Annotated in this window: 24 protein-coding genes and 1 pseudogene; 19 read left to right on the top strand and 6 right to left on the bottom strand. The window is 62.2% G+C overall.

What is annotated here, in order from left to right; all coding sequences use genetic code 11:
* Nucleotides 1–5: 5 nt before the first annotated feature.
* Nucleotides 6–530, bottom strand: coding sequence for an HAD family hydrolase (locus tag HNP49_RS00765; protein ID WP_184679746.1), 525 nt, complete (start codon nucleotides 528–530; stop codon nucleotides 6–8).
* Complete coding sequence (locus HNP49_RS00760; RefSeq protein ID WP_184681105.1) at nucleotides 530–1,504, bottom strand: KpsF/GutQ family sugar-phosphate isomerase; 975 nt, start codon at nucleotides 1,502–1,504, stop codon at nucleotides 530–532. The genes HNP49_RS00765 and HNP49_RS00760 overlap by 1 nt, the downstream gene beginning before the upstream one ends.
* Before the next feature lie 199 nt (nucleotides 1,505–1,703).
* Here HNP49_RS00760 and HNP49_RS00755 point away from each other — a divergent pair, with 199 nt between their 5' ends.
* The 10 genes from HNP49_RS00755 (at nucleotide 1,704) to hisC (ending at nucleotide 9,608) form a co-directional block, all read left to right on the top strand.
* The gene (locus HNP49_RS00755; protein ID WP_184679745.1) at nucleotides 1,704–2,519 is read left to right on the top strand and encodes an ATP-binding cassette domain-containing protein; all 816 of its coding nucleotides are present in this window, start codon (nucleotides 1,704–1,706) and stop codon (nucleotides 2,517–2,519) included.
* Nucleotides 2,512–3,309 carry a lipid asymmetry maintenance ABC transporter permease subunit MlaE gene (gene mlaE / locus HNP49_RS00750; RefSeq protein WP_184679743.1) on the top strand — a complete coding sequence of 266 codons (798 nt, stop codon included), beginning with the start codon at nucleotides 2,512–2,514 and terminating at the stop codon, nucleotides 3,307–3,309. The genes HNP49_RS00755 and mlaE overlap by 8 nt, the downstream gene beginning before the upstream one ends.
* Nucleotides 3,309–3,779 (top strand): outer membrane lipid asymmetry maintenance protein MlaD, encoded by a 471-nt coding sequence (mlaD, locus tag HNP49_RS00745; protein WP_184679741.1) that lies wholly within the window; start codon nucleotides 3,309–3,311, stop codon nucleotides 3,777–3,779. The genes mlaE and mlaD overlap by 1 nt, the downstream gene beginning before the upstream one ends.
* A gap of 29 nt (nucleotides 3,780–3,808) precedes the next feature.
* Nucleotides 3,809–4,447: a phospholipid-binding protein MlaC gene (locus HNP49_RS00740; RefSeq protein ID WP_184679739.1), complete on the top strand. Its 639-nt coding sequence runs from the start codon at nucleotides 3,809–3,811 to the stop codon at nucleotides 4,445–4,447.
* Entirely contained in the window at nucleotides 4,444–4,752 is a 309-nt protein-coding gene (locus HNP49_RS00735) for a lipid asymmetry maintenance protein MlaB (RefSeq protein WP_184679736.1), read from the top strand. Before HNP49_RS00740 ends, HNP49_RS00735 begins: the two co-directional genes overlap by 4 nt.
* Before the next feature lie 127 nt (nucleotides 4,753–4,879).
* The gene (locus tag HNP49_RS00730) at nucleotides 4,880–5,119 is read left to right on the top strand and encodes a BolA family protein (protein ID WP_184679734.1); all 240 of its coding nucleotides are present in this window, start codon (nucleotides 4,880–4,882) and stop codon (nucleotides 5,117–5,119) included.
* A gap of 22 nt (nucleotides 5,120–5,141) precedes the next feature.
* Nucleotides 5,142–6,407 carry a UDP-N-acetylglucosamine 1-carboxyvinyltransferase gene (murA, locus tag HNP49_RS00725; RefSeq protein WP_184679732.1) on the top strand — a complete coding sequence of 422 codons (1,266 nt, stop codon included), beginning with the start codon at nucleotides 5,142–5,144 and terminating at the stop codon, nucleotides 6,405–6,407.
* 72 nt (nucleotides 6,408–6,479) lie between these two features.
* A complete protein-coding gene (hisG, locus tag HNP49_RS00720) occupies nucleotides 6,480–7,115 on the top strand; it encodes an ATP phosphoribosyltransferase (RefSeq protein ID WP_184679730.1) in 636 nt (211 codons plus the stop codon).
* 122 nt (nucleotides 7,116–7,237) lie between these two features.
* Nucleotides 7,238–8,548 (top strand): histidinol dehydrogenase, encoded by a 1,311-nt coding sequence (gene hisD, locus HNP49_RS00715; protein ID WP_184679729.1) that lies wholly within the window; start codon nucleotides 7,238–7,240, stop codon nucleotides 8,546–8,548.
* Between the two features lie 4 nt (nucleotides 8,549–8,552).
* Nucleotides 8,553–9,608, top strand: coding sequence for a histidinol-phosphate transaminase (gene hisC, locus HNP49_RS00710; protein WP_184679726.1), 1,056 nt, complete (start codon nucleotides 8,553–8,555; stop codon nucleotides 9,606–9,608).
* Nucleotides 9,609–9,664: 56 nt separating this feature from the next.
* On the opposite strand, the gene algW is transcribed toward hisC, so the two are convergent.
* Entirely contained in the window at nucleotides 9,665–10,816 is a 1,152-nt protein-coding gene (gene algW, locus HNP49_RS00705; RefSeq protein ID WP_184679724.1) for a Do family serine endopeptidase AlgW, read from the bottom strand.
* 109 nt (nucleotides 10,817–10,925) lie between these two features.
* Between algW and HNP49_RS00700 the strand changes: the two genes are divergently transcribed.
* From HNP49_RS00700 to cysN, 3 genes are all read left to right on the top strand, one after another.
* Nucleotides 10,926–11,684: a Nif3-like dinuclear metal center hexameric protein gene (locus tag HNP49_RS00700; protein ID WP_184679722.1), complete on the top strand. Its 759-nt coding sequence runs from the start codon at nucleotides 10,926–10,928 to the stop codon at nucleotides 11,682–11,684.
* Nucleotides 11,685–11,802: 118 nt separating this feature from the next.
* Nucleotides 11,803–12,720, top strand: a complete 918-nt coding sequence (gene cysD / locus HNP49_RS00695) for a sulfate adenylyltransferase subunit CysD (RefSeq protein WP_184679713.1) — start codon at nucleotides 11,803–11,805, stop codon at nucleotides 12,718–12,720.
* Nucleotides 12,721–12,732: 12 nt separating this feature from the next.
* On the top strand, nucleotides 12,733–14,631 hold the full coding sequence (gene cysN, locus HNP49_RS00690) for a sulfate adenylyltransferase subunit CysN (RefSeq protein WP_184679702.1): 1,899 nt from the start codon (nucleotides 12,733–12,735) through the stop codon (nucleotides 14,629–14,631).
* 74 nt (nucleotides 14,632–14,705) lie between these two features.
* Here cysN and HNP49_RS00685 read toward each other — a convergent pair whose 3' ends face one another.
* On the bottom strand, nucleotides 14,706–15,146 hold the full coding sequence (locus HNP49_RS00685; RefSeq protein ID WP_184679700.1) for a YhcB family protein: 441 nt from the start codon (nucleotides 15,144–15,146) through the stop codon (nucleotides 14,706–14,708).
* Between the two features lie 118 nt (nucleotides 15,147–15,264).
* On the opposite strand from HNP49_RS00685, the pseudogene HNP49_RS00680 reads away from it, so the two are divergent.
* The 3 genes and pseudogenes from HNP49_RS00680 to zapE form a co-directional block, all read left to right on the top strand.
* A pseudogene (locus HNP49_RS00680) lies at nucleotides 15,265–15,903 on the top strand (alpha/beta hydrolase); the annotation flags it as partial.
* Nucleotides 15,904–15,933: 30 nt separating this feature from the next.
* Nucleotides 15,934–17,280, top strand: coding sequence for a tryptophan--tRNA ligase (locus HNP49_RS00675; RefSeq protein WP_184679687.1), 1,347 nt, complete (start codon nucleotides 15,934–15,936; stop codon nucleotides 17,278–17,280).
* 86 nt (nucleotides 17,281–17,366) lie between these two features.
* Nucleotides 17,367–18,461 (top strand): cell division protein ZapE, encoded by a 1,095-nt coding sequence (gene zapE / locus HNP49_RS00670; RefSeq protein WP_184679686.1) that lies wholly within the window; start codon nucleotides 17,367–17,369, stop codon nucleotides 18,459–18,461.
* 57 nt (nucleotides 18,462–18,518) lie between these two features.
* Here the strand turns inward: zapE and HNP49_RS00665 are convergent, their stop codons facing one another.
* Entirely contained in the window at nucleotides 18,519–19,484 is a 966-nt protein-coding gene (locus tag HNP49_RS00665) for a hypothetical protein (RefSeq protein WP_184679685.1), read from the bottom strand.
* Between the two features lie 85 nt (nucleotides 19,485–19,569).
* Entirely contained in the window at nucleotides 19,570–20,475 is a 906-nt protein-coding gene (locus tag HNP49_RS00660) for a GlxA family transcriptional regulator (protein ID WP_184681103.1), read from the bottom strand.
* 234 nt (nucleotides 20,476–20,709) lie between these two features.
* Between HNP49_RS00660 and HNP49_RS00655 the strand changes: the two genes are divergently transcribed.
* From HNP49_RS00655 to rpsI, 3 genes are all read left to right on the top strand, one after another.
* Nucleotides 20,710–21,846, top strand: coding sequence for an acyl-CoA dehydrogenase family protein (locus tag HNP49_RS00655; protein WP_184679684.1), 1,137 nt, complete (start codon nucleotides 20,710–20,712; stop codon nucleotides 21,844–21,846).
* Between the two features lie 283 nt (nucleotides 21,847–22,129).
* The gene (rplM, locus tag HNP49_RS00650) at nucleotides 22,130–22,558 is read left to right on the top strand and encodes a 50S ribosomal protein L13 (RefSeq protein WP_184679683.1); all 429 of its coding nucleotides are present in this window, start codon (nucleotides 22,130–22,132) and stop codon (nucleotides 22,556–22,558) included.
* A 14-nt stretch (nucleotides 22,559–22,572) separates the two neighbouring features.
* The gene (gene rpsI / locus HNP49_RS00645) at nucleotides 22,573–22,965 is read left to right on the top strand and encodes a 30S ribosomal protein S9 (RefSeq protein ID WP_184679682.1); all 393 of its coding nucleotides are present in this window, start codon (nucleotides 22,573–22,575) and stop codon (nucleotides 22,963–22,965) included.
* The last annotated feature ends 249 nt before the right edge of the window (nucleotides 22,966–23,214 follow it).

The raw sequence follows: 23,214 nt of genomic DNA, 5'->3' as shown, positions 1-23,214 counted from the left end.
GTTTCCTACAGATAGGCGGCTTGCGCAGCGTCCAGGTTGCCCTGGGCGCGCAGGATCAATTCGCAGAACTCGCGTGCAGCGCCTTCGCCGCCGCGGGCCTGGGTGACGCCGTGGGCGTGCTGGCGAACGAAGCCATCGGCACTGGCGACTGCCATGCCCAGGCCGACGCGGCGGATTACCGGGAGATCGGGGAGGTCGTCGCCGAGGTAGGCAACCTGCTCATAACTCAGGCCGAGTTCGGCGAGCAGGCCATCAAGCACCACAAGCTTGTCTTCGCGGCCCTGGAACAGGTGCTGGATGCCGAGGTTCTGGGCGCGGCGCTCTACCACCGGGGTCTTGCGCCCGCTGATGATGGCGGTCTGCACGCCTGAGGCAATCAGCATCTTGATGCCGTGGCCATCGAGGGTGTTGAACGTCTTGAATTCGCTGCCGTCGGGCAAAAAGTACAGACGACCATCGGTGAGCACACCATCGACATCGAAGATGGCCAGTTTGATGGCGCGGGCGCGTTGCAGCAGTTCGTTGCTCATCAGAGGACTCCCGCGCGCAGCAAATCGTGCATGTTCAGGGCGCCCACCGGACGGTCGTCGCGGTCGACGGCGACCAGCGCGTTGATCTTGTGGTCTTCCATGATTTTCAGAGCCTCGGCGGCCAGCATATCCGGGCGAGCGGTCTTGCCATGCACGGTCATCACGTCGTCGATCAGGCAGTTGTGGATATCTAGTCCCTTGTCCAGAGTGCGGCGCAGGTCGCCGTCGGTGAAGATGCCGGCCAGTCGGCCATCGGCTTCTTCGATGACGGTCATGCCCAGGCCCTTGCGAGTCATCTCCAGCAGTGCTTCGCGCAGGCTGGTGCCGCGTTTTATCAGTGGCAGGCGCTCGCCTGCGTGCATGATGTTTTCTACCTTGAGCAGCAGGCGTCGACCCAGGGCGCCGCCCGGGTGGGAAAAGGCGAAATCTTCGGCGGTGAAGCCTCGAGCCTCCAGCAGGGCGATCGCCAGGGCGTCGCCGAGAACCAGGCTGGCGGTGGTAGAGGAGGTCGGAGCCAGGTTCAGCGGGCAGGCTTCCTGCTCGACGCGCGCGTCGAGGTTGACTTCGGCGGCTTGGGCCAGGGGCGATGCCGGGTTGCCGGTCATACTGATCAGGGCAATGCCGAGGCGTTTGATCAGGGGTAGCAAGGTGACGATTTCTGCGGTGCTGCCGGAGTTGGACAGTGCCAGAATCACGTCGTCGCGGGTAATCATGCCCATGTCGCCGTGACTGGCCTCGGCCGGATGGACGAAAAACGCCGGGGTGCCAGTGCTGGCCAGGGTGGCGGCGATCTTGTTGCCGATATGTCCGGATTTGCCCATGCCGACCACCACCACGCGGCCGCGGCTGTTCAGAATCAGCTGGCAGGCTCTCTCGAAGTCGCCATCAATGCGCTGCAGCAGGGCCTCGATGGCCTGCAGCTCCAGGCGGATGGTGCGCTCGGCGGATTGTTTCAGGTCGGCGGGCTGGCCCATGGCATTCATGACTGATCAGGTAAAACGCGGAGTATACCGTCTTCGGGGGAAGTGCTCACCTGTCAGCCATGTTGCGCTTGCCTTGGGTGCGCCTGGCAGCGGTGGTATATTGCGCGGCTCATTACTGCCCATGCCTGAGCGGGTGCCTTGCTGCAAGGTGCTGGCGTCAACCAAGGAGGGCGGTTTGCAAGGAGAACAGATGAGTGCCGGTAACGACTGCGCGGTCGAACTGAAGGGCGTCACCTTCAAACGTGGCGAGCGCACTATTTTCGACAACGTGGATATCATCATCCCGCGGGGCAAGGTCACCGGCATCATGGGGCCCTCTGGCTGCGGAAAAACCACGCTGCTGCGACTGATTGCTGCCCAGCTCAAGCCCTCGGCGGGCGAAGTGTGGGTCAATGGCCGCAATCTGCCGCAGCTGTCGCGCAGCGAACTGTTCGACATGCGCAAGCAGTTTGGCGTGCTGTTTCAGAGCGGCGCCCTGTTTACCGATCTGGATGTATTCGAGAACGTCGCCTTCCCTTTGCGTGTGCATACCGCGCTACCGGAAGAAATGATTCGCGACATCGTGCTGATGAAACTGCAGGCCGTTGGTCTGCGTGGCGCCGTCGAGCTGATGCCGGATGAGCTGTCCGGAGGCATGAAGCGTCGTGTCGCCCTGGCGCGTGCCATTGCCCTGGATCCGCAGATTCTCATGTACGACGAACCCTTCGTCGGCCAGGATCCGATCGCCATGGGGGTTCTGGTGCGCCTGATCCGCCTGCTCAACGATGCGCTCGGGATTACCAGTATCGTGGTCTCTCACGATCTGGCGGAAACCGCCAGCATCGCCGATTACCTCTATGTAGTAGGAGACTCCCAGGTGCTGGGTCACGGCACCCCGGATGAGCTGATGAACTCTGCCAATCCTCGTATTCGTCAGTTCATGCAGGGCATTCCGGATGGTCCGGTGCCTTTCCATTTTCCGGCGCCGGACTACCGTGAGCAACTGCTGGGGGGTGACGATGCGTAAGCGCTCGTTGCTGGAGCAGATCCGCCTGCTGGGCGCCAGTGGCCTGACTCTGGTCGAGGCCCTTGGGCGGTCGACGATCTTCCTCATGCATGCCCTGGGTGGGCGCAGTGGCACGCGCAATGGTTTCCAGTTGCTGCTCAAGCAGCTGTTTGCTGTCGGTGTGCTGTCGCTGCCGATCATTGTTGTGTCCGGCCTGTTCATTGGCATGGTGCTGGCCCTGCAGGGCTACAACATTCTGGTCGACTATGGCTCCGAACAGGCCGTGGGGCAGATGGTTGCGCTGACTCTGTTACGTGAGCTGGGGCCGGTGGTGACCGGTTTGCTGTTTGCCGGTCGTGCCGGCTCGGCGCTGACGGCCGAGATCGGCAACATGAAGTCTACCGAACAGATTTCCTCGCTGGAAATGATTGGTGTCGACCCACTCAAGTACATCATTGCCCCGCGCCTGTGGGCCGGCTTTATCTCCATGCCGCTGCTGGCTGCGATTTTCAGCGTGGTCGGCATCTGGGGCGGGGCGATGGTCGCGGTGGACTGGCTGGGTGTGTATGACGGCTCGTTCTGGGCGAACATGCAGAACAGCGTCGAGTTTTCCGAGGATGTCCTCAATGGCGTGATCAAGAGCGTCGTGTTTGCCTTCGTGGTGACCTGGATTGCGGTATTCCAGGGCTTCGATTGCGAGCCCACCTCGGAAGGGATCAGCCATGCCACTACCCGGACCGTGGTCTATGCCTCGCTGGCTGTACTGGGTCTGGACTTCATTCTGACTGCCCTGATGTTTGGAGATTTCTGATGCAAATCCGCACCCTGGAAATTGGTGTCGGCCTGTTCCTGCTGGCCGGCCTGCTGGCGCTGCTGCTGCTGGCCCTGCGGGTCAGTGGTCTGTCGGTATCCAGTGCCGGTGAGACCTACAAGGTCTACGCCAACTTCGACAACATTGCCGGGCTGACCGTGCGCGCCAAGGTCACCATGGCGGGCGTGACCATCGGCAAGGTCACCGCGATTGATCTGGATCGCGACAGCTACACCGGCCGGGTCACCATGGATATCGAGAAACAGGTGAACAACCTGCCGGTCGACTCCACGGCGTCGATCCTGACTGCCGGTCTGCTGGGCGAGAAGTACATCGGCATCAGCGTGGGCGGCGAGGAGGAGGTGCTGGGCGAAGGCGGTCAGATTTCCGATACCCAGTCGGCGCTGGTACTGGAAGACCTGATCGGCAAGTTCCTGCTGAACTCGGTCAACAAAGAAGAAAGCAAGTAAGGCAATTCTCCGTAACGAGGCATTTTTCCATGTTGAAGACATTGCGTCGCAGCCTGCTGGCACTGCTGGCCGTATTCCCCCTGATGGCTGTGGCCATGCCCAGTGCGCAGCAGGTGGTGCAACAGACCACCGACAACCTGCTGGCCGATCTCAAGGCCAACAAGGCTGGTTATCAGAGCAATCCGCAGGCGTTCTACGATGCGCTGGAGCGCATTCTCGGGCCGGTGGTTGACTCCGAGGGCATTGCCAAGGGCGTGATGACTGTCAAGTTCACCCGCAAGGCCACGCCGGAGCAGATCAAGCGCTTCGAGCAGGAGTTCAAGCGCAGCCTGATGCAGTTCTACGGCAATGCCCTGCTGGAGTACGACAACCAGACCATTCGCGTGCTGCCGGCCACTGGCAAGGTTGATCCGGTCCGCACCAGCATCAACATGGAAATCGTCGATCACAAGGGTGTGGTCTATCCGATCTCCTACACCATGGTCAGCCAGGCGAGTGGCTGGAAGATGCGCAACGTGATCATCAACGGCATCAATATCGGCAAGCTGTTCCGTGACCAGTTCGCCGACAGCATGCAGCGCAATGGCAACGATCTGGAAAAGACCATTGCCAGCTGGGCCGACGTGGTCGCCAAGGCCAAGCAGACCGCCCAGGCCGATGCGCAATGAGTGAAGCGAACCTGACGCTGGCCGCCGACGGCGTTCTGAGTCTGGTCGGTGTGCTGGACTATCGCAGTGGTCCGGCCTTGCGCGAGCAGGGTCGGCAGCTGATCACGGGTTGCACGAAGGGCAGCGTGTTGCTCGATTGCGCCGGCGTGAGCAAATCGTCAAGTGTCGGGCTGGCGCTGGTGCTGGCGTTCATGCGCGATGCCCGGGGCGCAGGCAAACAGCTGGCGCTGCGCAACCTGCCCGAGGACATGCGCGAGATCGCCCAGGTCTCCGGTCTTGGCGATTTGTTGCCGCTGCAGGCCTGACGCTGGCATAGCCCTCCGTCAGCGAACACCTGTGCAGGGTTCGCAGATCGGGGGGTTTTTTGTATGATGCCCGGCTCGCGAGCTTTTGCTCGCACTTGAATTCCCGTTCGCCATTGTGAGGTTGAGCATGCAGGCGCTTGAAGTGAAGAGCTTTCTGGAAGCCAAAATGGCGGATGTACAGGTTGAGGTGGAAGGCGAAGGCTGCAATTTCCAGCTCAATCTGATCAGCGATGAACTGGTGGCGTTGAGCCCGGTGAAGCGTCAGCAACAGGTTTATGCACACCTCAATCCGTGGATCGCCGATGGCAGCATCCACGCCGTGACCATGAAATTCTTCAGCCGTGCCGCCTGGGCCGAGCGTTCCTGAGCCTGCGGGCGACGAGAGAGATATGGACAAACTGATTATTTCCGGCGGGCAGCCTCTCGAGGGCGAGATCCGCATTTCCGGGGCGAAGAACGCCGCGCTGCCGATCCTGGCTGCCACTCTGCTGGCTGATGAGCCGGTGACCGTGTGCAACCTGCCACACCTGCACGACATCACCACCATGATCGAGCTGTTCGGCCGCATGGGCGTGCAGCCTGTGATCGACGAAAAGCTCAGCGTCGAAGTTGATGCGCGTACCATCAAGACCCTGGTCGCCCCCTACGAGCTGGTCAAGACCATGCGTGCCTCAATTCTGGTGCTCGGCCCGATGGTCGCCCGTTTCGGTGAAGCCGAAGTGGCGCTGCCCGGTGGTTGCGCCATCGGTTCGCGTCCGGTCGACCTGCACATCCGCGGCCTGGAAGCCATGGGCGCGAAGATCGATGTGGAAGGCGGCTACATCAAGGCCAAGGCGCCAGAAGGCGGCTTGCGCGGCGCGCACTTCTTCTTCGATACCGTCAGCGTGACCGGTACCGAGAACATCATGATGGCCGCTGCGTTGGCCAAGGGCCGTAGCGTGCTGGAAAACGCAGCACGCGAGCCGGAAGTGGTCGACCTGGCCAACTGCCTGATCGCCATGGGCGCCAAGATCCAGGGCGCCGGTACCGACACCATCACCATCGATGGCGTTGAGCGTCTGCATGGCGCGCGCTACAAGGTGATGCCGGACCGCATTGAGACCGGTACCTACCTGGTGGCGGCAGCCGCCACCGGTGGCAAGGTCAAGCTGAAGGATACCGATCCGACCATTCTTGAGGCTGTGCTGGCCAAGCTGCAGGAAGCCGGCGCGGAAATCACCTCGGGTGACGACTGGATTGCCCTGGACATGCACGGCAAGAGGCCGAAAGCGGTCAACCTGCGTACCGCACCGTACCCGGCATTCCCGACCGACATGCAGGCGCAGTTCGTGGCGCTGAACGCGATTGCCGAAGGTACCGGCACGGTGATCGAGACCGTGTTCGAGAATCGCTTCATGCACGTCTACGAGATGAGTCGCATGGGTGCCCAGGTGCAGATCGAGGGTAATACCGCCATCGTCACCGGCGTGCCCGGCCTGAAGGCCGCTCCGGTGATGGCGACCGACCTGCGTGCGTCCGCCAGTCTGGTGATCGCGGCGCTGGTTGCCGAGGGCGATACCCTGATCGACCGCATTTACCACATCGACCGTGGTTACGAGTGCATCGAAGAGAAACTCCAGCTGCTCGGCGCCAAGATTCGCCGCGTGCCGGGTTAAGGCAAGGCCGCGTAGCTCGCTGTCTGCCTGCCAGCCCGAGAGGGCTGGCGCCTGTTCTAAGGAAATTGCGTCATGCTGACCATCGCCCTGTCCAAAGGCCGCATTCTCGACGACACCCTGCCGCTGCTCGCGGCGGCCGGTATCGTGCCGACCGAGAATCCGGACAAGAGCCGCAAGCTGATCATCCCCACCACTCAGGAGGATGTGCGCCTGCTGATCGTGCGCGCCACCGACGTGCCGACCTATGTCGAACACGGCGCCGCCGACCTGGGTGTGGCCGGCAAGGACGTCCTGATGGAGTACGGTGGCCAGGGTCTGTATGAGCCGCTGGACCTGAAGATTGCCAACTGCAAGCTGATGACCGCAGGCAAGGTCGGCGCGCCGGAGCCCAAGGGGCGTCTGCGCGTGGCCACCAAGTTCGTCAACGTGGCCAAGGCGTTCTATGCCGAGCAGGGGCGTCAGGTCGACATCATCAAGCTGTACGGCTCCATGGAGTTGGCACCGCTGGTCGGCCTGGCCGACAAGATCATCGACGTGGTGGACACCGGCAACACCTTGCGCGCCAATGGTCTGGAACCGCAGGAAATGATCGCCAGCATCAGTTCGCGACTGATCGTCAACAAGGCCTCGATGAAGATGCAGCATGCGCGCATCCAGGCCCTGATCGAGACCTTGCGCGAAGCCGTTGAGGCGCATCAGCACGCCTGATTGAGTCCGCGACAACGGGTCGCGGAAGCCTATCCGCGTCATAGCCAGAATTGTCAGGTGTCCGCGCGGGCCGGCTGTTAGTCTACGGACACCTGAGCAATCGCCAAATCAAGAGGCCCGCTATGACCGCTCCTATCGCTATCCGTCGTCTCAATGCCGCTGACCAGGATTTCGCGCGTCATCTGGATCATCTGCTGAGCTGGGAAAGCGTGTCCGACGACGCGGTCAACCAGCGCGTGCTGGACATCATCAAGGCGGTGCGTGAGCGCGGTGATGCTGCCGTGGTCGAGTTCAGCCAGCGCTTCGATGGTGTGACGGCGACCTCCATGGCCGAGCTGATCCTGCCGCGCGAGCGCCTGGAACTGGCGCTCACCCGCATTACCCCGGAGCAGCGTACGGCGCTGGAAAAGGCCGCCGAGCGCGTGCGCCTGTACCACGAGCGGCAGAAACAGGACTCCTGGACCTACACCGAGGCCGACGGCACCGTGCTGGGCCAGCAGGTCACGCCGCTGGATCGCGCCGGTCTGTATGTGCCGGGCGGCAAGGCTGCCTATCCGTCGTCGGTGCTGATGAATGCCATTCCGGCCAAGGTCGCCGGCGTCGCCGAGGTGGTGATGGTGGTACCGACTCCGCGCGGCGAACTGAACGAGATCGTTCTGGCGGCTGCCTGTGTCGCCGGTGTCGATCGCGTGTTCACCATTGGCGGTGCCCAGGCCGTGGCCGCGCTGGCCTACGGCACCGAGAGCGTGCCGCAGGTGGACAAGATCGTCGGGCCGGGCAACATCTATGTGGCCACCGCCAAGCGTCACGTGTTTGGCCAGGTCGGCATCGACATGATCGCCGGGCCATCGGAAATTCTCGTGGTCTGCGATGGCCAGACCGATCCGGACTGGATCGCCATGGACCTGTTCTCCCAGGCCGAACACGACGAGGATGCCCAGGCCATTCTGGTCAGCCCGGATGGCGAGTTCCTCGACAAGGTTGCCGCGAGCATCGAGAAACTGCTGCCGACCATGGAGCGCGCCGAGATCATCCGCACCTCGCTGCAGAATCGTGGCGCGCTGATCCAGGTGACGGACATGGCCCAGGCCATGGTAGTGGCCAACCGCATCGCTCCCGAGCACCTGGAACTGTCAGTGGCCGATCCCGAGCAATGGCTGCCGCAGATTCGTCACGCCGGCGCGATCTTCATGGGGCGCTACACCGCCGAGGCGTTGGGCGACTACTGTGCCGGGCCGAACCACGTGCTGCCGACTTCCGGCACCGCGCGTTTCTCTTCGCCGCTGGGCGTGTATGACTTCCAGAAACGTTCGTCGATCATCTTCTGCTCGGCCGATGGCGCCTCCGAGCTGGGCAAGACCGCCTCGGTGCTGGCGCGCGGCGAGTCGCTGACTGCCCACGCGCGCAGTGCCGAATACCGGATCAAGGGGTAACCGCATGAGCAAATTCTGGAGTCCCTTCGTCAAGGACCTGGTGCCCTATGTGCCGGGTGAGCAGCCCAAGCTGGCCAAGCTGGTCAAGCTCAACACCAACGAGAATCCCTATGGCCCGTCGCCCAAGGCGATTGCGGCCATGCAGGCCGAGCTGAGCGACAACCTGCGCCTGTACCCGGATCCGAACAGCGACCGCCTGAAGCAGGCTGTGGCCGACTACTACGGCGTGAGCACGGCGCAGGTATTTGTCGGCAACGGTTCCGACGAGGTGCTGGCGCATGCCTTTCATGGCCTGTTCCAGCACGGCAAACCGCTGCTGTTCCCCGATGTGACCTACAGCTTCTACCCGGTGTATTGCGGTCTGTACGGCATTCCGTTCGAGGCAATCGCCCTGGACGAGCAGTTCCAGATTCGGGTGGAAGATTATGCGCGGCCCAATGGCGGCATCATCTTCCCCAACCCCAATGCCCCGACCGGCTGTGCCCTGGGTCTGGCGGCCATCGAGCAGTTGCTTCAGGCTAACCCGGATACCGTGGTGCTGGTGGACGAAGCCTATATCGACTTCGGTGGCGAGACGGCGATCAGCCTGGCGAACCAGTATCCCAACCTGCTGGTGAGTCAGACTCTGTCCAAGTCGCGTTCGCTTGCCGGTTTGCGCGTCGGTATCGCGGTTGGCCATCCCGACCTGATCGAAGCGCTTGAGCGGATCAAGAACAGCTTCAACTCCTATCCGCTGGATCGCATGGCCATCGCCGGTGCGGCGGCTGCATTCGAGGATCGCGCCTATTTCGAACAGACCTGCCAGCAGGTGATCGCCAGTCGTGAGTCGGTGGTTGCAGGGCTGACGGCGCTGGGCTTTGAGGTGCTGCCGTCTGCGGCCAACTTCGTCTTTGCCCGCCACCCGGGCAAGGATGCGGCGGGTCTGGCTGCCGGCCTGCGCGAGCAGGGCGTGATCGTGCGCCACTTCAAGCAGGCACGCATTGCCCAGTTCCTGCGCATCACCATCGGTACGCCGGAGCAGAATCAGGCCTTGCTGGACGCACTCAAACCTCTGGTTTGAAGCCGGGCTGAATGAAAAAAGGCACCTCCGGGTGCCTTTTTTCATGCTCGCACGCTTTACTGCGGGCTGGCCGGGTTGCTCGGCGGCCTTGCGCCTACCTCGGCGTTTAGGGTGATGACTTCGCCATTGCGCAGCACCTCGAGGGCAATTTGCTGGCCGGGTTTGTTGCGCGCGACCTGGTTCATCGAGCGCCGGCCGTCGCCGGCCTCCTCTCCATCGATGGTGAGAATCACATCGCCCAGCTGCAGGCCAGCCTTCTGCGCCGGACCATCGCGGTATAGGCCGGCCACAACGATGCCGGGGCGACCTTCCAGACCGAAGGATTCGGCCAGTTCAGGGGTCAGCGGTTGTACCTCGATGCCCAGCCAGCCGCGGATGACCCGGCCGTGCTCGATGATCGCCTGCATCACATCCATTGCCAGCTGGGTGGGAATGGCGAAGCCAATGCCCTGGGAGCCGCCGGACTTGGAGAAAATCGCGGTGTTGATGCCGATCAGGCTGCCATAGGCATCCACCAGCGCGCCGCCGGAGTTGCCCGGGTTGATGGCGGCGTCGGTCTGGATGAAGTCCTCGTAGGTGTTCAGGCCCAGGCGGTTGCGGCCCTTGGCGCTGATGATGCCGAGGGTGACGGTCTGGCCGACGCCGAAGGGGTTGCCGATGGCCAGTGCGACATCGCCGATGCGGATTTTCTCCGAGCGGCCCAGGGTCATCGCCGGCAGATCCTGGAGATCGATCTTCAGCACGGCCAGATCGGTTTCCGGGTCGGTACCCACCACGCGGGCGAGGGTTTCGCGACCATCCTTGAGTGCCACGACGATCTGGTCGGCGCCGTCGATCACATGGTTGTTGGTCAGCAGGTAGCCTTCCGGGCTCATGATCACCGCCGAGCCGAGGCTGGACTCCATGCGTTGCTGGCGCGGCAGGTTGTCGCCGAAGAAGCGCCTGAACAGCGGGTCGGCAAACAGCGGATGCACCGGCTTGCTGACCAGTTTGGTGGTGTAGAGGTTGGCAACCGCCGGCGCGGCATTGTTCACCGCGTCGGCATAGGACACCGGGCCCTGCATGCCGGGCTGGTACTGCGGTGCCTGGCGCAGGTGCACCGAGTTGTTCGGCAGGCCGACCCACTGGGGGAACTGCTGGATGATCAGCAGCGCCAGCAGCAGGCCGGCAGCCAGGGGCCAGCCATAGAGTCGCAGGGCCTTGGGCATGGGAAATCCTTGGGGTTGTCGGAGCCGGCATGGCCCCTTAAGGTGGCGGCCATTATAGAGACTGCGTGGGCGCGTAACAGCGCCCGTGCCGCAAGATGAGGAGACGAAGATGGCGATTGCCCTGCGCGCCCTGGTGGAAGAGGCGGACCGTTACCTGAATGCCGCGCGCATCCAGGACTACTGCCCCAATGGCCTGCAGGTCGAAGGTCGGCCCCAGGTGCGTCGCATCGTCAGTGGCGTGACCGCCAGTCTCGCGCTGATCGAGGCGGCCATCGAGGCCGAGGCCGATGTGCTGCTGGTTCATCACGGCTATTTCTGGAAGGGCGAGGACGCCTGCATCACGGGCATGAAGCAGCGCCGCCTGAAGGCATTGCTGAACAATGACCTGAGTCTGCTGGCCTATCACCTGCCGCTGGATGTGCACCCCGAGGTGGGTAACAACGTGCAGCTGGCCGCGCAGCTGGGTATCGAGGTCGAGGGCGAGCTGGAGCCCGGTAATCCGCGCACCGTCGGGCTGGTCGGGGCGCTGGCCGAGCCGATGCTGGCCAGCGATTTTGCCCGGCACGTGCAGGAGGTGCTCGGTCGTGAGCCGCTGCTGATCGACGGGCCGCGCACGGTGCGGCGTATCGGCTGGTGCACGGGCGGCGGGCAGGGCTATATCGATCAGGCGATTGCTGCCGGGGTCGACCTGTTTCTCAGTGGCGAGGCCTCCGAGCAGACCTTCCACAGCGCCCAGGAAAATGGCGTGTCGTTCATCGCCGCCGGTCACCATGCCACCGAGCGTTACGGCGTGCAGGCGCTGGGTGATTATCTGGCCCGGCGCTTTGCCCTGGAGCACCTGTTTATCGACTGCCCGAACCCGATTTGATGGGTATATAAGCAGATCGTTTTGATCTAAGTGGCGGCCTGATTAGAAGAGGGTGCTGTGGTAGAGTGCGCGCTCGTCCACGGCCCGCCGGCCGTTATCCTGTATTTCGAGAGTAGCCATGCTCGACAAACTGACGCACCTGAAACAGCTTGAGGCGGAAAGCATCCACATCATTCGTGAAGTGGCCGCCGAATTCGACAACCCGGTGATGCTGTATTCCATCGGTAAAGATTCCGCCGTGATGCTGCATTTGGCGCGCAAGGCGTTCTTCCCTGGCAAGCTGCCGTTCCCTGTCATGCACGTGGACACGCGCTGGAAGTTCCAGGAGATGTACAGCTTCCGCGAGAAGATGGTCAAAGAGTACGGTCTTGACCTGATTACCCACGTCAACCCGGATGGCGTGGCGCAGGACATGAACCCCTTCACCTACGGCAGTGCCAAGCACACCGACGTGATGAAGACCGAGGGCCTCAAGCAAGCGCTGGACAAGTACGGCTTCGACGCCGCCTTCGGTGGCGCGCGCCGCGACGAAGAAAAATCCCGCGCCAAGGAGCGCGTGTATTCCTTCCGCGACAGCAAGCACCGCTGGGATCCGAAGAACCAGCGTCCCGAGCTGTGGAACGTGTACAACGGCAAGGTCAAGAAGGGCGAGTCGATTCGTGTGTTCCCGCTGTCCAACTGGACCGAGCTGGACATCTGGCAGTACATCTACCTAGAACAGATCCCGATCGTGCCGCTGTACTTCGCCGCCGAGCGTGAAGTGATCGAGAAGAACGGCACGCTGATCATGATCGACGACGATCGTATCCTCGAGCACCTCTCGGACGAAGAAAAAGCCCGTATCACCAAGAAGATGGTGCGTTTCCGTACCCTCGGCTGCTACCCGCTGACCGGCGCGGTGGAGTCCACGGCGACCACGCTGACCGACATTATCCAGGAAATGCTCCTGACCCGAACTTCCGAACGCCAGGGCCGCGTGATCGACCACGATCAGGCCGGATCGATGGAAGAAAAGAAACGTCAGGGCTACTTCTAAGGATTCTGCACCATGAGCCATCAATCCGATCTGATCAGCCAGGACATCGTTGCGTACCTGGCCCAGCACGAGCGCAAAGAGCTGCTGCGCTTCCTCACCTGCGGCAACGTCGACGACGGCAAGAGCACCCTGATCGGGCGCCTGCTGCATGACACCAAGATGATCTACGAAGACCATCTGGAGGCCATCACCAAGGATTCCAAGAAGGTCGGCACTACCGGCGATGAAGTGGACCTGGCTCTGTTGGTCGACGGCCTGCAGGCCGAGCGCGAGCAAGGCATCACCATCGACGTGGCGTACCGCTATTTCAGCACCGCCAAGCGCAAGTTCATCATTGCCGACACCCCCGGCCATGAGCAGTACACCCGCAACATGGCCACCGGCGCCTCCACCTGCGACCTGGCGATCATCCTGATCGACGCGCGCTACGGTGTGCAGACCCAGACCAAGCGCCACAGCTTCATCGCCAGCCTGCTGGGCATCAAGCACATCGTGGTAGCCATCAACAAGATGGACCTCAAGGGCTTCGATCAGGGCGTGTTCGAGCAGATCAAGGCTGACTACCTGAAGTTCGCCGAAGGCATCTCGCTCAAGCCGACCTCGCTGCACTTCGTGCCGATGTCCGCGCTCAAAGGCGACAACGTGGTGAACAAGAGCGAGCAGTCGCCTTGGTACACCGGTCAGTCGCTGATGGAAATCCTCGAAACCGTGGAAGTCGCCGGCGACCGCAACTTCGACGACCTGCGCTTCCCGGTGCAGTACGTCAACCGCCCGAACCTGAACTTCCGTGGCTTCGCCGGTACTCTGGCCAGCGGCATCGTGCGCAAGGGCGACGAAGTCGTCGCTCTGCCGTCGGGCAAGGGCAGCAAGGTCAAGTCCATCGTCACCTTCGAGGGTGAACTGGAGCAGGCCGGTCCTGGCCAGGCGATCACCCTGACCCTGGAAGACGAGATCGACGTGTCGCGCGGCGACATGCTGGTGCATGCCGACAACCGTCCGCTGGTCACCGACAGCTTCGACGCCATGCTGGTGTGGATGGCCGAAGAGCCGATGCTGCCGGGCAAGAAATACGACATCAAACGTGCCACCAGCTACGTGCCGGGCTCGATCCCGAGCATCGTCCATCGTGTCGACGTCAACACCCTGGAGCAGGGGCCGGCCAGCAGCCTGCAGTTGAACGAGATCGGTCGGGTCAAGGTAGCGCTGGATGCGCCCATTGCCCTCGATGGCTATGAGCACAACCGCACCACCGGTGCCTTCATCGTCATCGACCGCCTGACCAACGGCACCGTCGGTGCCGGCATGATCATCGCCGATCCGGTCGGTGCTCAGGGCGGCGGCCACCACGGCAAGCTGGCCCACGTCTCCACCGAGGAGCGTGCCACCCGCTTCGGCCAGCAGCCGGCCACCGTGCTGTTCTCGGGCCTCTCCGGCGCCGGCAAGAGCACCCTGGCCTATGCCGTGGAGCGCAAGCTGTTCGACATGGGGCGCGCTGTGTACGTGCTGGATGGCCAGAACCTGCGTCATGACCTGAACAAGGGCCTGCCGCAGGATCGTGCCGGGCGCACCGAAAACTGGCGGCGTGCGGCGCACGTGGCGCGTCAGTTCAACGAAGCCGGCCTGCTGACTCTGGCTGCCTTTGTGGCGCCGGATGCCGAAGGTCGCGAACAGGCCAAGGCGCTGATCGGCAATGATCGCCTGCTCACCGTCTACGTCCAGGCCTCGCCGGCTGTGTGCCGCGAGCGCGATCCGCAGGGTCTGTATGCCGCCGGTGGCGACAACATTCCGGGCGAATCCTTCCCTTACGACGTGCCGCTGGATGCCGATCTGGTGATCGACACCCAGAGCCTGTCGGTGGAAGAGTGCGTCAAGCAGGTGCTCGATCTGCTGCGCAGCCGCGGCGCGATCTGATCGTCGCACGCTGCCCTGTGCAGCATGAAAAAAGCCCCGCATTGGCGGGGCTTTTTTCTGTCTGGCGTTTTGATTCAGACCTTGGGTTTCAGGCCAAAGGTTTCATCCAGCATGCCGGGGCCGTCGTCGACTTTCGGCGCATAGTCTTTGGGCGGCAGTGTGCTTTTCGGCGGCGTCAGGCGCTCGCGCGGCGCGTTGGCTTCCTCGGCCTGCAGGGCGGCGAGCAGGCGCTGGCGGGTCGGTTCGTCCAGCGCCAGGCGGCCGGCGCCCTGGGCCAGATGATCCTGCACGTCGTGGTAGCTCTGGTTCATTTTCTTCAGCAGGCTGGCGCTGGTGTTGAAGTGGGTGACCACTTCGCTCTGGTAGCTGTCGAAACGTTCTTTCAGTTCGTCGAGGTCGCGCTGGGTGCGTGAGGGCGCGGCGCTGGGGACGGTGCGGGCGATGATGAAACCGATGACAATCCCGACAATCAGGGCCAGGGCTGGCATGAGCCAGGGGGTGAGCGACTGTTCCACGAATCCTTCCTCTGTAGGCGGCTTTGCTTTACGTTAACGGCTCAAAACCGCGCTGTATACCGCGATGCAAGCCTGCTTGTGCTAATCGAAGACGTGTCGGCCCGTCCCAGGGTCACGGAGTATCCCGTTGTTAGTTCGTGAAACCCCCATTTCGCTCGAAGGCCCCTGCGGGCCGCTGGAAGCCCTGTACCTGCCTGTAGAGGGTGCCAGGGGCATGGTGCTGCTGTGTCACCCCAATCCGGTACAGGGCGGCACCATGCTCAACAAGGTCATCTCGACCCTGCAGCGCACCGCCCGTGATGCCGGTTACAGCACGCTGCGCTTCAACTACCGGGGTGTCGGTGCCAGTGCCGGTGTGCATGACATGGCCCAGGGCGAGGTGGATGATGCGGCCGCGGCGGCGCAGTGGCTGCACGAGCAGCACCCTGATCTGCCGCTGACGCTGCTGGGCTTTTCCTTCGGTGGTTTTGTCGCCGCCAGCCTGGCCGGGCGGCTGGAGCAGCAGGGCGTGGCGGTCAAGCGACTGTTCATGGTGGCGCCGGCCGTGGTGCGCCTGCCTGCTGACACGCCGCTGGCACAGCGGGCCGAGCTGACCCTGATTCAGCCGGAGCAGGATGAAGTGATAGACCCGGCGCTGGTGTATGCCTGGTCGCATGCGCTGCCCCGTGCCCATGAGCTGCTGAAAGTGGCAGAATGCGGCCACTTTTTTCACGGCAAGCTGGTCGAGCTCAAAGAGCTCGTTCTGCCGCGCCTCTGATCCCGATTGCAGTCTGACAAGCGACCCGCCATGACCACCCGCATTCTTACCGGCATCACCACCACTGGTACTCCCCATCTGGGCAACTACGCCGGCGCCATTCGCCCGGCCATTGTGGCCAGCCGTGCGGCCGATGCCGACTCGTTCTATTTCCTCGCCGACTACCACGCGCTGATCAAGTGCGATGATCCGGTACGCATCCAGCGCTCGCGTCTGGAAATCGCCGCCACCTGGCTGGCCTGCGGTCTGGACGTGGACAAGGCGACCTTCTACCGCCAGTCGGACATTCCCGAGATTCCCGAGCTGACCTGGCTGCTCACCTGTGTCGCCGGCAAGGGCCTGCTCAATCGCGCCCATGCCTACAAAGCCTCGGTGGACAAGAACGTTGAGGCCGGCGAAGACCCGGATGCCGGCGTGACCATGGGCCTGTTCAGCTACCCGGTGCTGATGGCGGCGGACATCCTGATGTTCAACGCGCACAAGGTGCCGGTCGGTCGCGACCAGATTCAGCATGTGGAGATGGCGCGCGATATCGGCCAGCGCTTCAACCACCTGTTCGGCAAGGGGCGCGAGCTGTTCACCCTGCCCGAGGCGGTGATCGAGGAAAGCGTGGCGACCCTGCCTGGCCTCGATGGCCGCAAGATGAGCAAGAGCTACGACAACACCATCCCGCTGTTTGGCACGGCCAAGCAGCTCAAGGATGCCATTGCCCGCATTGTCACCGACTCGCGCCTGCCGGGTGAGCCGAAGGATGCCGATAGCTCGCACCTGTTCACTCTGTATCAGGCCTTCGCCACGGCGGAGCAGCAGGCGGCTTTCCGTGCCGAACTGGAGGGCGGCCTGGCCTGGGGTGAGGCCAAGCAGGCGCTGTTCACGCTGCTCGACAACGAACTGGGTGAAGCGCGCGAGCGTTACCACGCGCTGATCGAGCGCCCGTCCGACCTGGAGGACATTCTTCTTGCCGGCGCGGCCAAGGCGCGCAAGACGGCTACCCCGTTCCTCGGTGAGCTGCGCGAGGCAGTGGGCCTGCGCTCGTTCCGCGAGCAGGTCGGTGTGGCTGGTGGTGAGAAGAAAAAGGCGGCCAAGTCCGCGCGTTTTGTCAGCTTCCGCGACGAAGAGGGCAGCTTCCGTTTCCGTCTGCTGGACGCGGCTGGTGAGCAGTTGCTGCTGTCGGTCGCCTTCGCCGATGGCAAGACCGCCGGGCAGGTCAACAAACGCCTGCAGTCGGGCGAGGCGCTGGATGTGCGTGAGCAGGGCGCCGGGTTTGCCGTTTGGCTGGACGGTGCCTGTGTGGCCGAGAGTCCGGCCTTTGCCGATGCCGCGGCCCGTGAGGCTGCTATTGCCCGTCTGCGCGAGGCGCTGACGCCGCAGGAATAAAGCGCCGCCAGACCACTGGTGGATTGCCAAGCAACGGGGGCGTCGCTAAAGTGGCGCCCCCGTTTTTACTTGCCCGGCTAACGAATATGACTCCCCTCGAGCGCTATCAGGCCGACCTCAAGCGGCCGGACTTCTTCCACGATGCGGCGCAGGAAAATGCCGTCCGTCATCTGCAGCGTCTCTATGACGACCTGGTGGCCAGTTCCCAGGGCGGCACCGGCCTGCTTGGCAAACTGTTCGGCAAGAAGCGCCAGGGGCCGATCAAGGGCGTCTATTTCTGGGGCGGTGTGGGCCGTGGCAAGACCTATCTGGTCGATACCTTCTTCGATGCCCTGCCGTTCGAACAGAAGATGCGCACGCACTTTCACCGCTTCATGAAGCGTGTGCACGAGGAAATGAAGACCCTCAAGGGTGAGAAGAACCCGCTGACCATCATCGGCAAGCGCTTCGCCGACGAGGCGCGGGTGATCTGCTTCGATGAGTTCTTCGTCAGCGACATCACCGACGCGATGATTCTCGCCACGTTGCTCGACGAGCTGTTCAAGAACGGCGTGAGCCTGGTAGCCACCTCCAACATCGTGCCGGACGGTCTGTACAAGGACGGTCTGCAGCGCGCGCGCTTCCTGCCGGCAATTGCGCTGCTCAAGGAGCACACCGAGATCGTCAACGTCGACAGCGGTGTGGATTACCGTCTGCGGGCCCTGGAGCAGGCCGAACTGTTCCACTGGCCGCTGGATGCCGAAGCCGAGATCAGCCTGGACAAGAGCTTCCGCAGCCTGCTGCCGGAACACTGCACGGTGGAAGAGAACAAGGCGCTGATGATCGAGAACCGCGCGATCATGGCGCGCAAGGAAGGCGATGACGTCGCCTGGTTCGAGTTCCGCGAGCTGTGCGACGGCCCGCGCAGCCAGAACGACTATATCGAGCTGGGCAAGATCTATCACGCGGTGATCCTGGCCAACGTCGAGCAGATGGGCGTGGCCAAGGACGATATGGCGCGGCGCTTCATCAATCTGGTGGACGAGTTCTACGACCGCAACGTCAAGCTGATCATCTCCGCCGAGGTGGAGTTGAAGGATCTGTACACCGGCGGGCGCCTGAGCTTCGAGTTCCAGCGCACCCTCAGTCGTTTGCTGGAGATGCAGTCTCACGAGTTTCTCTCGCGTCCGCACAAGCCGTAACGCGAGCGGAAATGCAAAAGGGCAGCCCATGGGCTGCCCTTTTTGTTGCTCGCAGGTTTAGTTGCTGGCCAGTTGCGCCTGGTACTGCTTGAGCAGCTTCTGGGCGTGGGCCACTTCCAGGGCTTCCATGGCATTGATCGGCTTGATCGCCACGGCTTTCTGCAGGTGCTGCAGGGCCTTGTCTTCCTCGTCGTCGCCGTACACGTAGCCGAGGGCATTGGCGTACTCGTAGTGGCCGATTGGCAGGTCGTCCTTGGCGCGGAACGAGCGGCCGAAGTATTGCTCCATCTTGTCGGCGCTGACGCCGTAGGTCATGCGGCCGACCATCGAACCCACCTTGCGGATCACGCCGGCTTCATAGCCGCCATACAGGGCAAGGGCGAACGGCTGGTTGGGCTGCTTGGCCAGCAGGGCATCAAGCTCTTTGGGGATCTGGCTGGTGTAGCCGCGCTTGAGCACCACCGGCACCGACAGTTCTTCGCCCAGGCGGGCCTTGGCATAAACGCGGCCGAACTGGGCGGCGACGTCGGCCTGCACCAGGTCACCGGCCTTGTCGGTGTAGTCGATGACTTCTTCCAGCAGGCGGTGTTTTTCCTGCTGATTGCTTTCCATGAACAGGGCGTAGATCACCTGGGAGAACATCGCCGGAATCTGCCCGCCCACGCCGAGCTTGAGGCCGTCAGCCTTGGCTTTGGCGAAATCGCCACGGAAGGTGCTACGCCAGACATCCTGCAGTTTGGCGGCATAGATTTCGGCTTCTTCCGGCTTGCCGCTAAAGCCTGTGCCACCGGCTACGGTCAACTCCAGGGCCTTGGGGTACTTTGTGGCCATGGTGACGATGTAGTCGGCATCCGGGAACGGGTAGTTGGGGCCGAAGCCGCGGGTCAGTTGTGGCCAGGCCTGGCGCAGCTTCTCGCCCGAGTAGTCGTAGGCCTGCTGGTCGAGCGGGAAGGGCTTCCAGTTGTCGTTGGCGTGGGCAGCCAGGCTGCAGGTGGCGAGCAGGGCAAAGAGAGTGCGGCGCATGACGGTAACCTGTTCTTGTAGTTGTCGGACAATCCCCGGAGGGTTGCGCCGATCATAGGGGCGTCTGCGCCTGGTCCAACCCATCCTAGGGATGGGCGTCTTTCTGCCGGTACTGCTGGCGGTACTGGTTGGGTGACAGCTGGGTGTGCTGGCGAAACAGACGGGCGAAGAAACTGGCGTCGTCGTAGCCCACTTCGTAGCTGATGGTCTTGATGCTCTTGCGAGTGGAAGAGAGCAGGCTCTTGGCGGTTTCGATGCGCAGCCGCTGCAGGTAGTGCAGTGGCTTGTCGCCGGTGGCGCTCTGGAAACGGCGCATGAAGTTGCGGATGCTCATGCCGTGGTCGCGGGCGACATCCTCGAAACGGAACTTGTCGGCGAAGTGTTCTTCCAGCCATTGCTGGATCTGCAGGATGCTCACATCGCGGTGCAGTTTCTGGCCGCCAAAGCCGATCCGGCCCGGGGTATAGCTGCGCTGCACTTCGTAGAGGGTGTCGCGTGCCACGGCCTGGGCCACGGCGGCGCCGCAGTAGCGTTCGATCAGGTAGATATACAGGTCGCAGGCCGAGGTTACGCCCCCTGCACTGAACAGGTTGTCGGCATCGGCCAGGTGCTTGTCCTGGTTGAGCAGAACCTTGGGGAAGCGCTGCTCGAACTCCTTGAAGAAGCGCCAGTAGGTGGTCGCTTCCTTGCCATCCAGCAGGCCGGCCTGGGCCATCCAGAACACGCCGGTGGCTTCGCCGCAGATGGCGCTGCCGGCCGCGTGGCGCTGGCGCAGCCAGGGCGCGATTTGCGGGTAGCGCCTTAGCAGATCATCAAAGTCACCCCAGAAGGCCGGCAGGATGACGATGTCGGATTCATCCAGGGCGCCATCGACGGCAATGGCGACGCCGCTGAAACTGTTTACCGGTTGACCGTCGGGGCTGATCAGGCGGATTTCGAATTGTGGCGTCAGGCCCTGGCCCTGCAGCTTGCCAAAGCGCAGGCTGGCCATATGAAAGAAGTCCTTGGCCTGCATCAGGGTGGAGGCAAACACGCAATCGGTGGCCAGGATGCTGATGCGACGCAGAGCGGATGTCGGAGCCATGGTTTTATTTTTATAAGGGTAAAGTGGTCAGTTGACGGCTGGATCGTCTTATTTTTTGGCGCATGTGTCCAGTGTTGACCAAGCGATTGCTTGGTTAAAGTCATTGGCCTTACTTCATAAGTCCGCTCACTAGGTGTCACCATGATCCCCAGAACACTGTTCAGCTCCGACCACGAACTCTTCCGCGACAGCGTGCGCAAGTTCCTTGAGCAGGACGCTGTGCCTTTCCATCACCAATGGGAAAAGGATGGGCATATTGACCGGGCGCTTTGGAACAAGGCGGGGGAGGCGGGCATGCTCTGCTCGCACATTCCTGAGGAGTACGGCGGCATGGGTGCCGATTTCCTCTACAGCGCCGTAGTCATTGAGGAGATCGGCCGCCTGGGCTTGACCGGTATCGGTTTTTCCCTGCATTCGGACATCGTCGCTCCCTACATTCTTCATTACGGTTCCGAGGCGCAGAAGCTCAAGTACCTGCCCAAGCTGGTTTCCGGCGAGATGGTCACTGCTATCGCCATGACCGAGCCGGGGGCTGGCTCCGATCTGCAGGGCGTGAAAACCACAGCCGTGCTGGATGGCGACGAGTACGTGATCAATGGCTCGAAGACCTTCATCACCAACGGCTGGCTGGCTGATCTGGTGATAGTGGTGGCCAAGACCGATCCCAAGGCAGGTGCCAAGGGCACCAGCCTGTTCCTGGTCGAGGCGGGCACGCCGGGCTTTTCCAAGGGCAGGCGCCTGGAAAAGGTCGGTATGAAGGCGCAGGACACCTCCGAGCTGTTCTTCCAGGATGTGCGTGTGCCCAGGGAAAACCTGCTGGGGCAGCCCGGCATGGGCTTCGCCTACCTGATGCAGGAGCTGCCGCAGGAGCGTCTGACCGTGGGTATCGGTGCGCTGGCCAATGCCGAGGCGGCACTTAAATGGACCCTGGAGTACACCCGTGAGCGCAAGGCCTTTGGCAAGTCCGTGGCGGATTTCCAGAATACCCGCTTCAAGCTGGCCGAAATGGCCACCGAGATCCAGATCGGTCGGGTCTTCGTTGATCGTTGCCTGGAACTGCACCTGAACAAGAAACTGGATGTGCCGACGGCGGCCATGCTCAAGTACTGGGGTACTGACCTGCAGTGCAAGGTGCTCGATGAGTGCGTGCAGCTGCATGGCGGCTACGGCTACATGTGGGAGTACCCGGTGGCTCGGGCCTGGGCGGATGCGCGGGTGCAGCGCATCTATGCCGGTACCAACGAAATCATGAAGGAAATCATCGCCCGTTCGTTGTAAGGCGAGCCTGTGCGAGCGGGTTAAATGCCTGCTCGCACAGATTGCGGTTGAATAATTTCTGCCAATCGGCATAATGCCGCGTCTTTCCCGACGAGGATGCCTAGCTCGAACGGAAAGAACTCTCGATGGGAATGCCTAACCTGTCGAACCCCCGCCGTAGCGGACGCGCTGACCCGAGCCCCCGAGTAGTGTCTGTTTTCGGCTGCCTTTGTCTTGCAAGGGCAAGTACTGTCCAGTATGATTCGCCGTCTTATTTTCAGGGCGGCCCCTGAGGCTACGAAGAATGAAAACTTTCACTGCAAAACCGGAAACTGTTAAGCGCGACTGGTATGTCGTCGACGCTGCAGGTCAGACCCTGGGTCGTCTGGCAACTGAAATTGCTACCCGCCTGCGCGGCAAGCACAAGCCTGAGTACACTCCTCACGTAGATACCGGCGACTACATCGTCGTGATCAACTGCGAGCAGGTACGTGTCACTGGCGCCAAGACCTCCGACAAGATGTACTACAGCCACTCCGGCTTCCCGGGCGGCATCAAGTCCATCAGCTTCGAGAAGCTGATCCAGCGCGCGCCGGAGCGTGTCATTGAGACCGCCGTCAAAGGCATGCTGCCGAAAGGTCCGCTGGGTCGTGACATGTACCGCAAGCTGAAGGTGTACAAGGGTGCTGTTCACCCGCACACCGCTCAGCAGCCGCAAGAACTGAAGATCTAACGGGATAGTTAATTATGTCGGCGACTCAAAACTACGGCACTGGCCGTCGCAAGACCGCTACCGCCCGCGTCTTCCTGCGTCAGGGCACTGGCAAAATCTCCATCAACAACCGCACTCTGGACCAGTTCTTCGGTCGCGAAACCGCCCGCATGGTGGTTCGTCAGCCGCTGGAGCTGACCGGTAACGTCGAGAAGTTCGATGTATACGTGACCGTGGTTGGTGGTGGTGTTAGCGGCCAGGCTGGCGCTATTCGTCACGGTATCACTCGCGCTCTGATGGATTACGACGAAAGTCTGCGTCCGGCTCTGCGCAAAGCGGGCTACGTCACTCGTGACGCCCGTGAAGTGGAGCGTAAGAAGGTTGGTCTGCGTAAGGCGCGTAAGCGTCCGCAGTACTCCAAGCGTTAATACGCTACGCTACACAAAAGACGCCCAGTATCCGCAAGGATGCTGGGCGTTTTTTTATGTCTGTAGTGGTTGTGCGACAACTTGTCGCGCAGCGGAAAGTCCCGTGCTGCAAGGCTTTTGGCGAATTTGTGTCGGCTTATTGCCTTGTCAGAAATGGGGCTTTTCTTTACCATTCGGCAAATTTTGTGCGGCCCGATTTTTACTTAGTAGAGGCCTGAACAACAGGCCACAAAGCTGATGGGAGACGAC

The organism is Pseudomonas fluvialis (assembly GCF_014207935.1).
GTDB classification, from domain to species: domain Bacteria; phylum Pseudomonadota; class Gammaproteobacteria; order Pseudomonadales; family Pseudomonadaceae; genus Aquipseudomonas; species Aquipseudomonas fluvialis_A.
Note: the sequence above shows the minus strand (reverse complement) of the source record. Positions and strands in the feature narration are given on the sequence as shown.

Excerpts from the sequence above, each read along its gene's own strand:
- HNP49_RS00765 (WP_184679746.1), bottom strand. The coding sequence starts at position 530 with ATGAGCAACGAACTGCTGCAACGCGCCCGCGCCATCAAACTGGCCATC.
- HNP49_RS00760 (WP_184681105.1), bottom strand. The coding sequence starts at position 1,504 with ATGGGCCAGCCCGCCGACCTGAAACAATCCGCCGAGCGCACCATCCGC.
- HNP49_RS00755 (WP_184679745.1), top strand. The coding sequence starts at position 1,704 with ATGAGTGCCGGTAACGACTGCGCGGTCGAACTGAAGGGCGTCACCTTC.
- mlaE (WP_184679743.1), top strand. The coding sequence starts at position 2,512 with ATGCGTAAGCGCTCGTTGCTGGAGCAGATCCGCCTGCTGGGCGCCAGT.
- mlaD (WP_184679741.1), top strand. The coding sequence starts at position 3,309 with ATGCAAATCCGCACCCTGGAAATTGGTGTCGGCCTGTTCCTGCTGGCC.
- HNP49_RS00740 (WP_184679739.1), top strand. The coding sequence starts at position 3,809 with ATGTTGAAGACATTGCGTCGCAGCCTGCTGGCACTGCTGGCCGTATTC.
- HNP49_RS00735 (WP_184679736.1), top strand. The coding sequence starts at position 4,444 with ATGAGTGAAGCGAACCTGACGCTGGCCGCCGACGGCGTTCTGAGTCTG.
- HNP49_RS00730 (WP_184679734.1), top strand. The coding sequence starts at position 4,880 with ATGCAGGCGCTTGAAGTGAAGAGCTTTCTGGAAGCCAAAATGGCGGAT.
- murA (WP_184679732.1), top strand. The coding sequence starts at position 5,142 with ATGGACAAACTGATTATTTCCGGCGGGCAGCCTCTCGAGGGCGAGATC.
- hisG (WP_184679730.1), top strand. The coding sequence starts at position 6,480 with ATGCTGACCATCGCCCTGTCCAAAGGCCGCATTCTCGACGACACCCTG.
- hisD (WP_184679729.1), top strand. The coding sequence starts at position 7,238 with ATGACCGCTCCTATCGCTATCCGTCGTCTCAATGCCGCTGACCAGGAT.
- hisC (WP_184679726.1), top strand. The coding sequence starts at position 8,553 with ATGAGCAAATTCTGGAGTCCCTTCGTCAAGGACCTGGTGCCCTATGTG.
- algW (WP_184679724.1), bottom strand. The coding sequence starts at position 10,816 with ATGCCCAAGGCCCTGCGACTCTATGGCTGGCCCCTGGCTGCCGGCCTG.
- HNP49_RS00700 (WP_184679722.1), top strand. The coding sequence starts at position 10,926 with ATGGCGATTGCCCTGCGCGCCCTGGTGGAAGAGGCGGACCGTTACCTG.
- cysD (WP_184679713.1), top strand. The coding sequence starts at position 11,803 with ATGCTCGACAAACTGACGCACCTGAAACAGCTTGAGGCGGAAAGCATC.
- cysN (WP_184679702.1), top strand. The coding sequence starts at position 12,733 with ATGAGCCATCAATCCGATCTGATCAGCCAGGACATCGTTGCGTACCTG.
- HNP49_RS00675 (WP_184679687.1), top strand. The coding sequence starts at position 15,934 with ATGACCACCCGCATTCTTACCGGCATCACCACCACTGGTACTCCCCAT.
- zapE (WP_184679686.1), top strand. The coding sequence starts at position 17,367 with ATGACTCCCCTCGAGCGCTATCAGGCCGACCTCAAGCGGCCGGACTTC.
- HNP49_RS00665 (WP_184679685.1), bottom strand. The coding sequence starts at position 19,484 with ATGCGCCGCACTCTCTTTGCCCTGCTCGCCACCTGCAGCCTGGCTGCC.
- HNP49_RS00660 (WP_184681103.1), bottom strand. The coding sequence starts at position 20,475 with ATGGCCAGCCTGCGCTTTGGCAAGCTGCAGGGCCAGGGCCTGACGCCA.
- HNP49_RS00655 (WP_184679684.1), top strand. The coding sequence starts at position 20,710 with ATGATCCCCAGAACACTGTTCAGCTCCGACCACGAACTCTTCCGCGAC.
- rplM (WP_184679683.1), top strand. The coding sequence starts at position 22,130 with ATGAAAACTTTCACTGCAAAACCGGAAACTGTTAAGCGCGACTGGTAT.
- rpsI (WP_184679682.1), top strand. The coding sequence starts at position 22,573 with ATGTCGGCGACTCAAAACTACGGCACTGGCCGTCGCAAGACCGCTACC.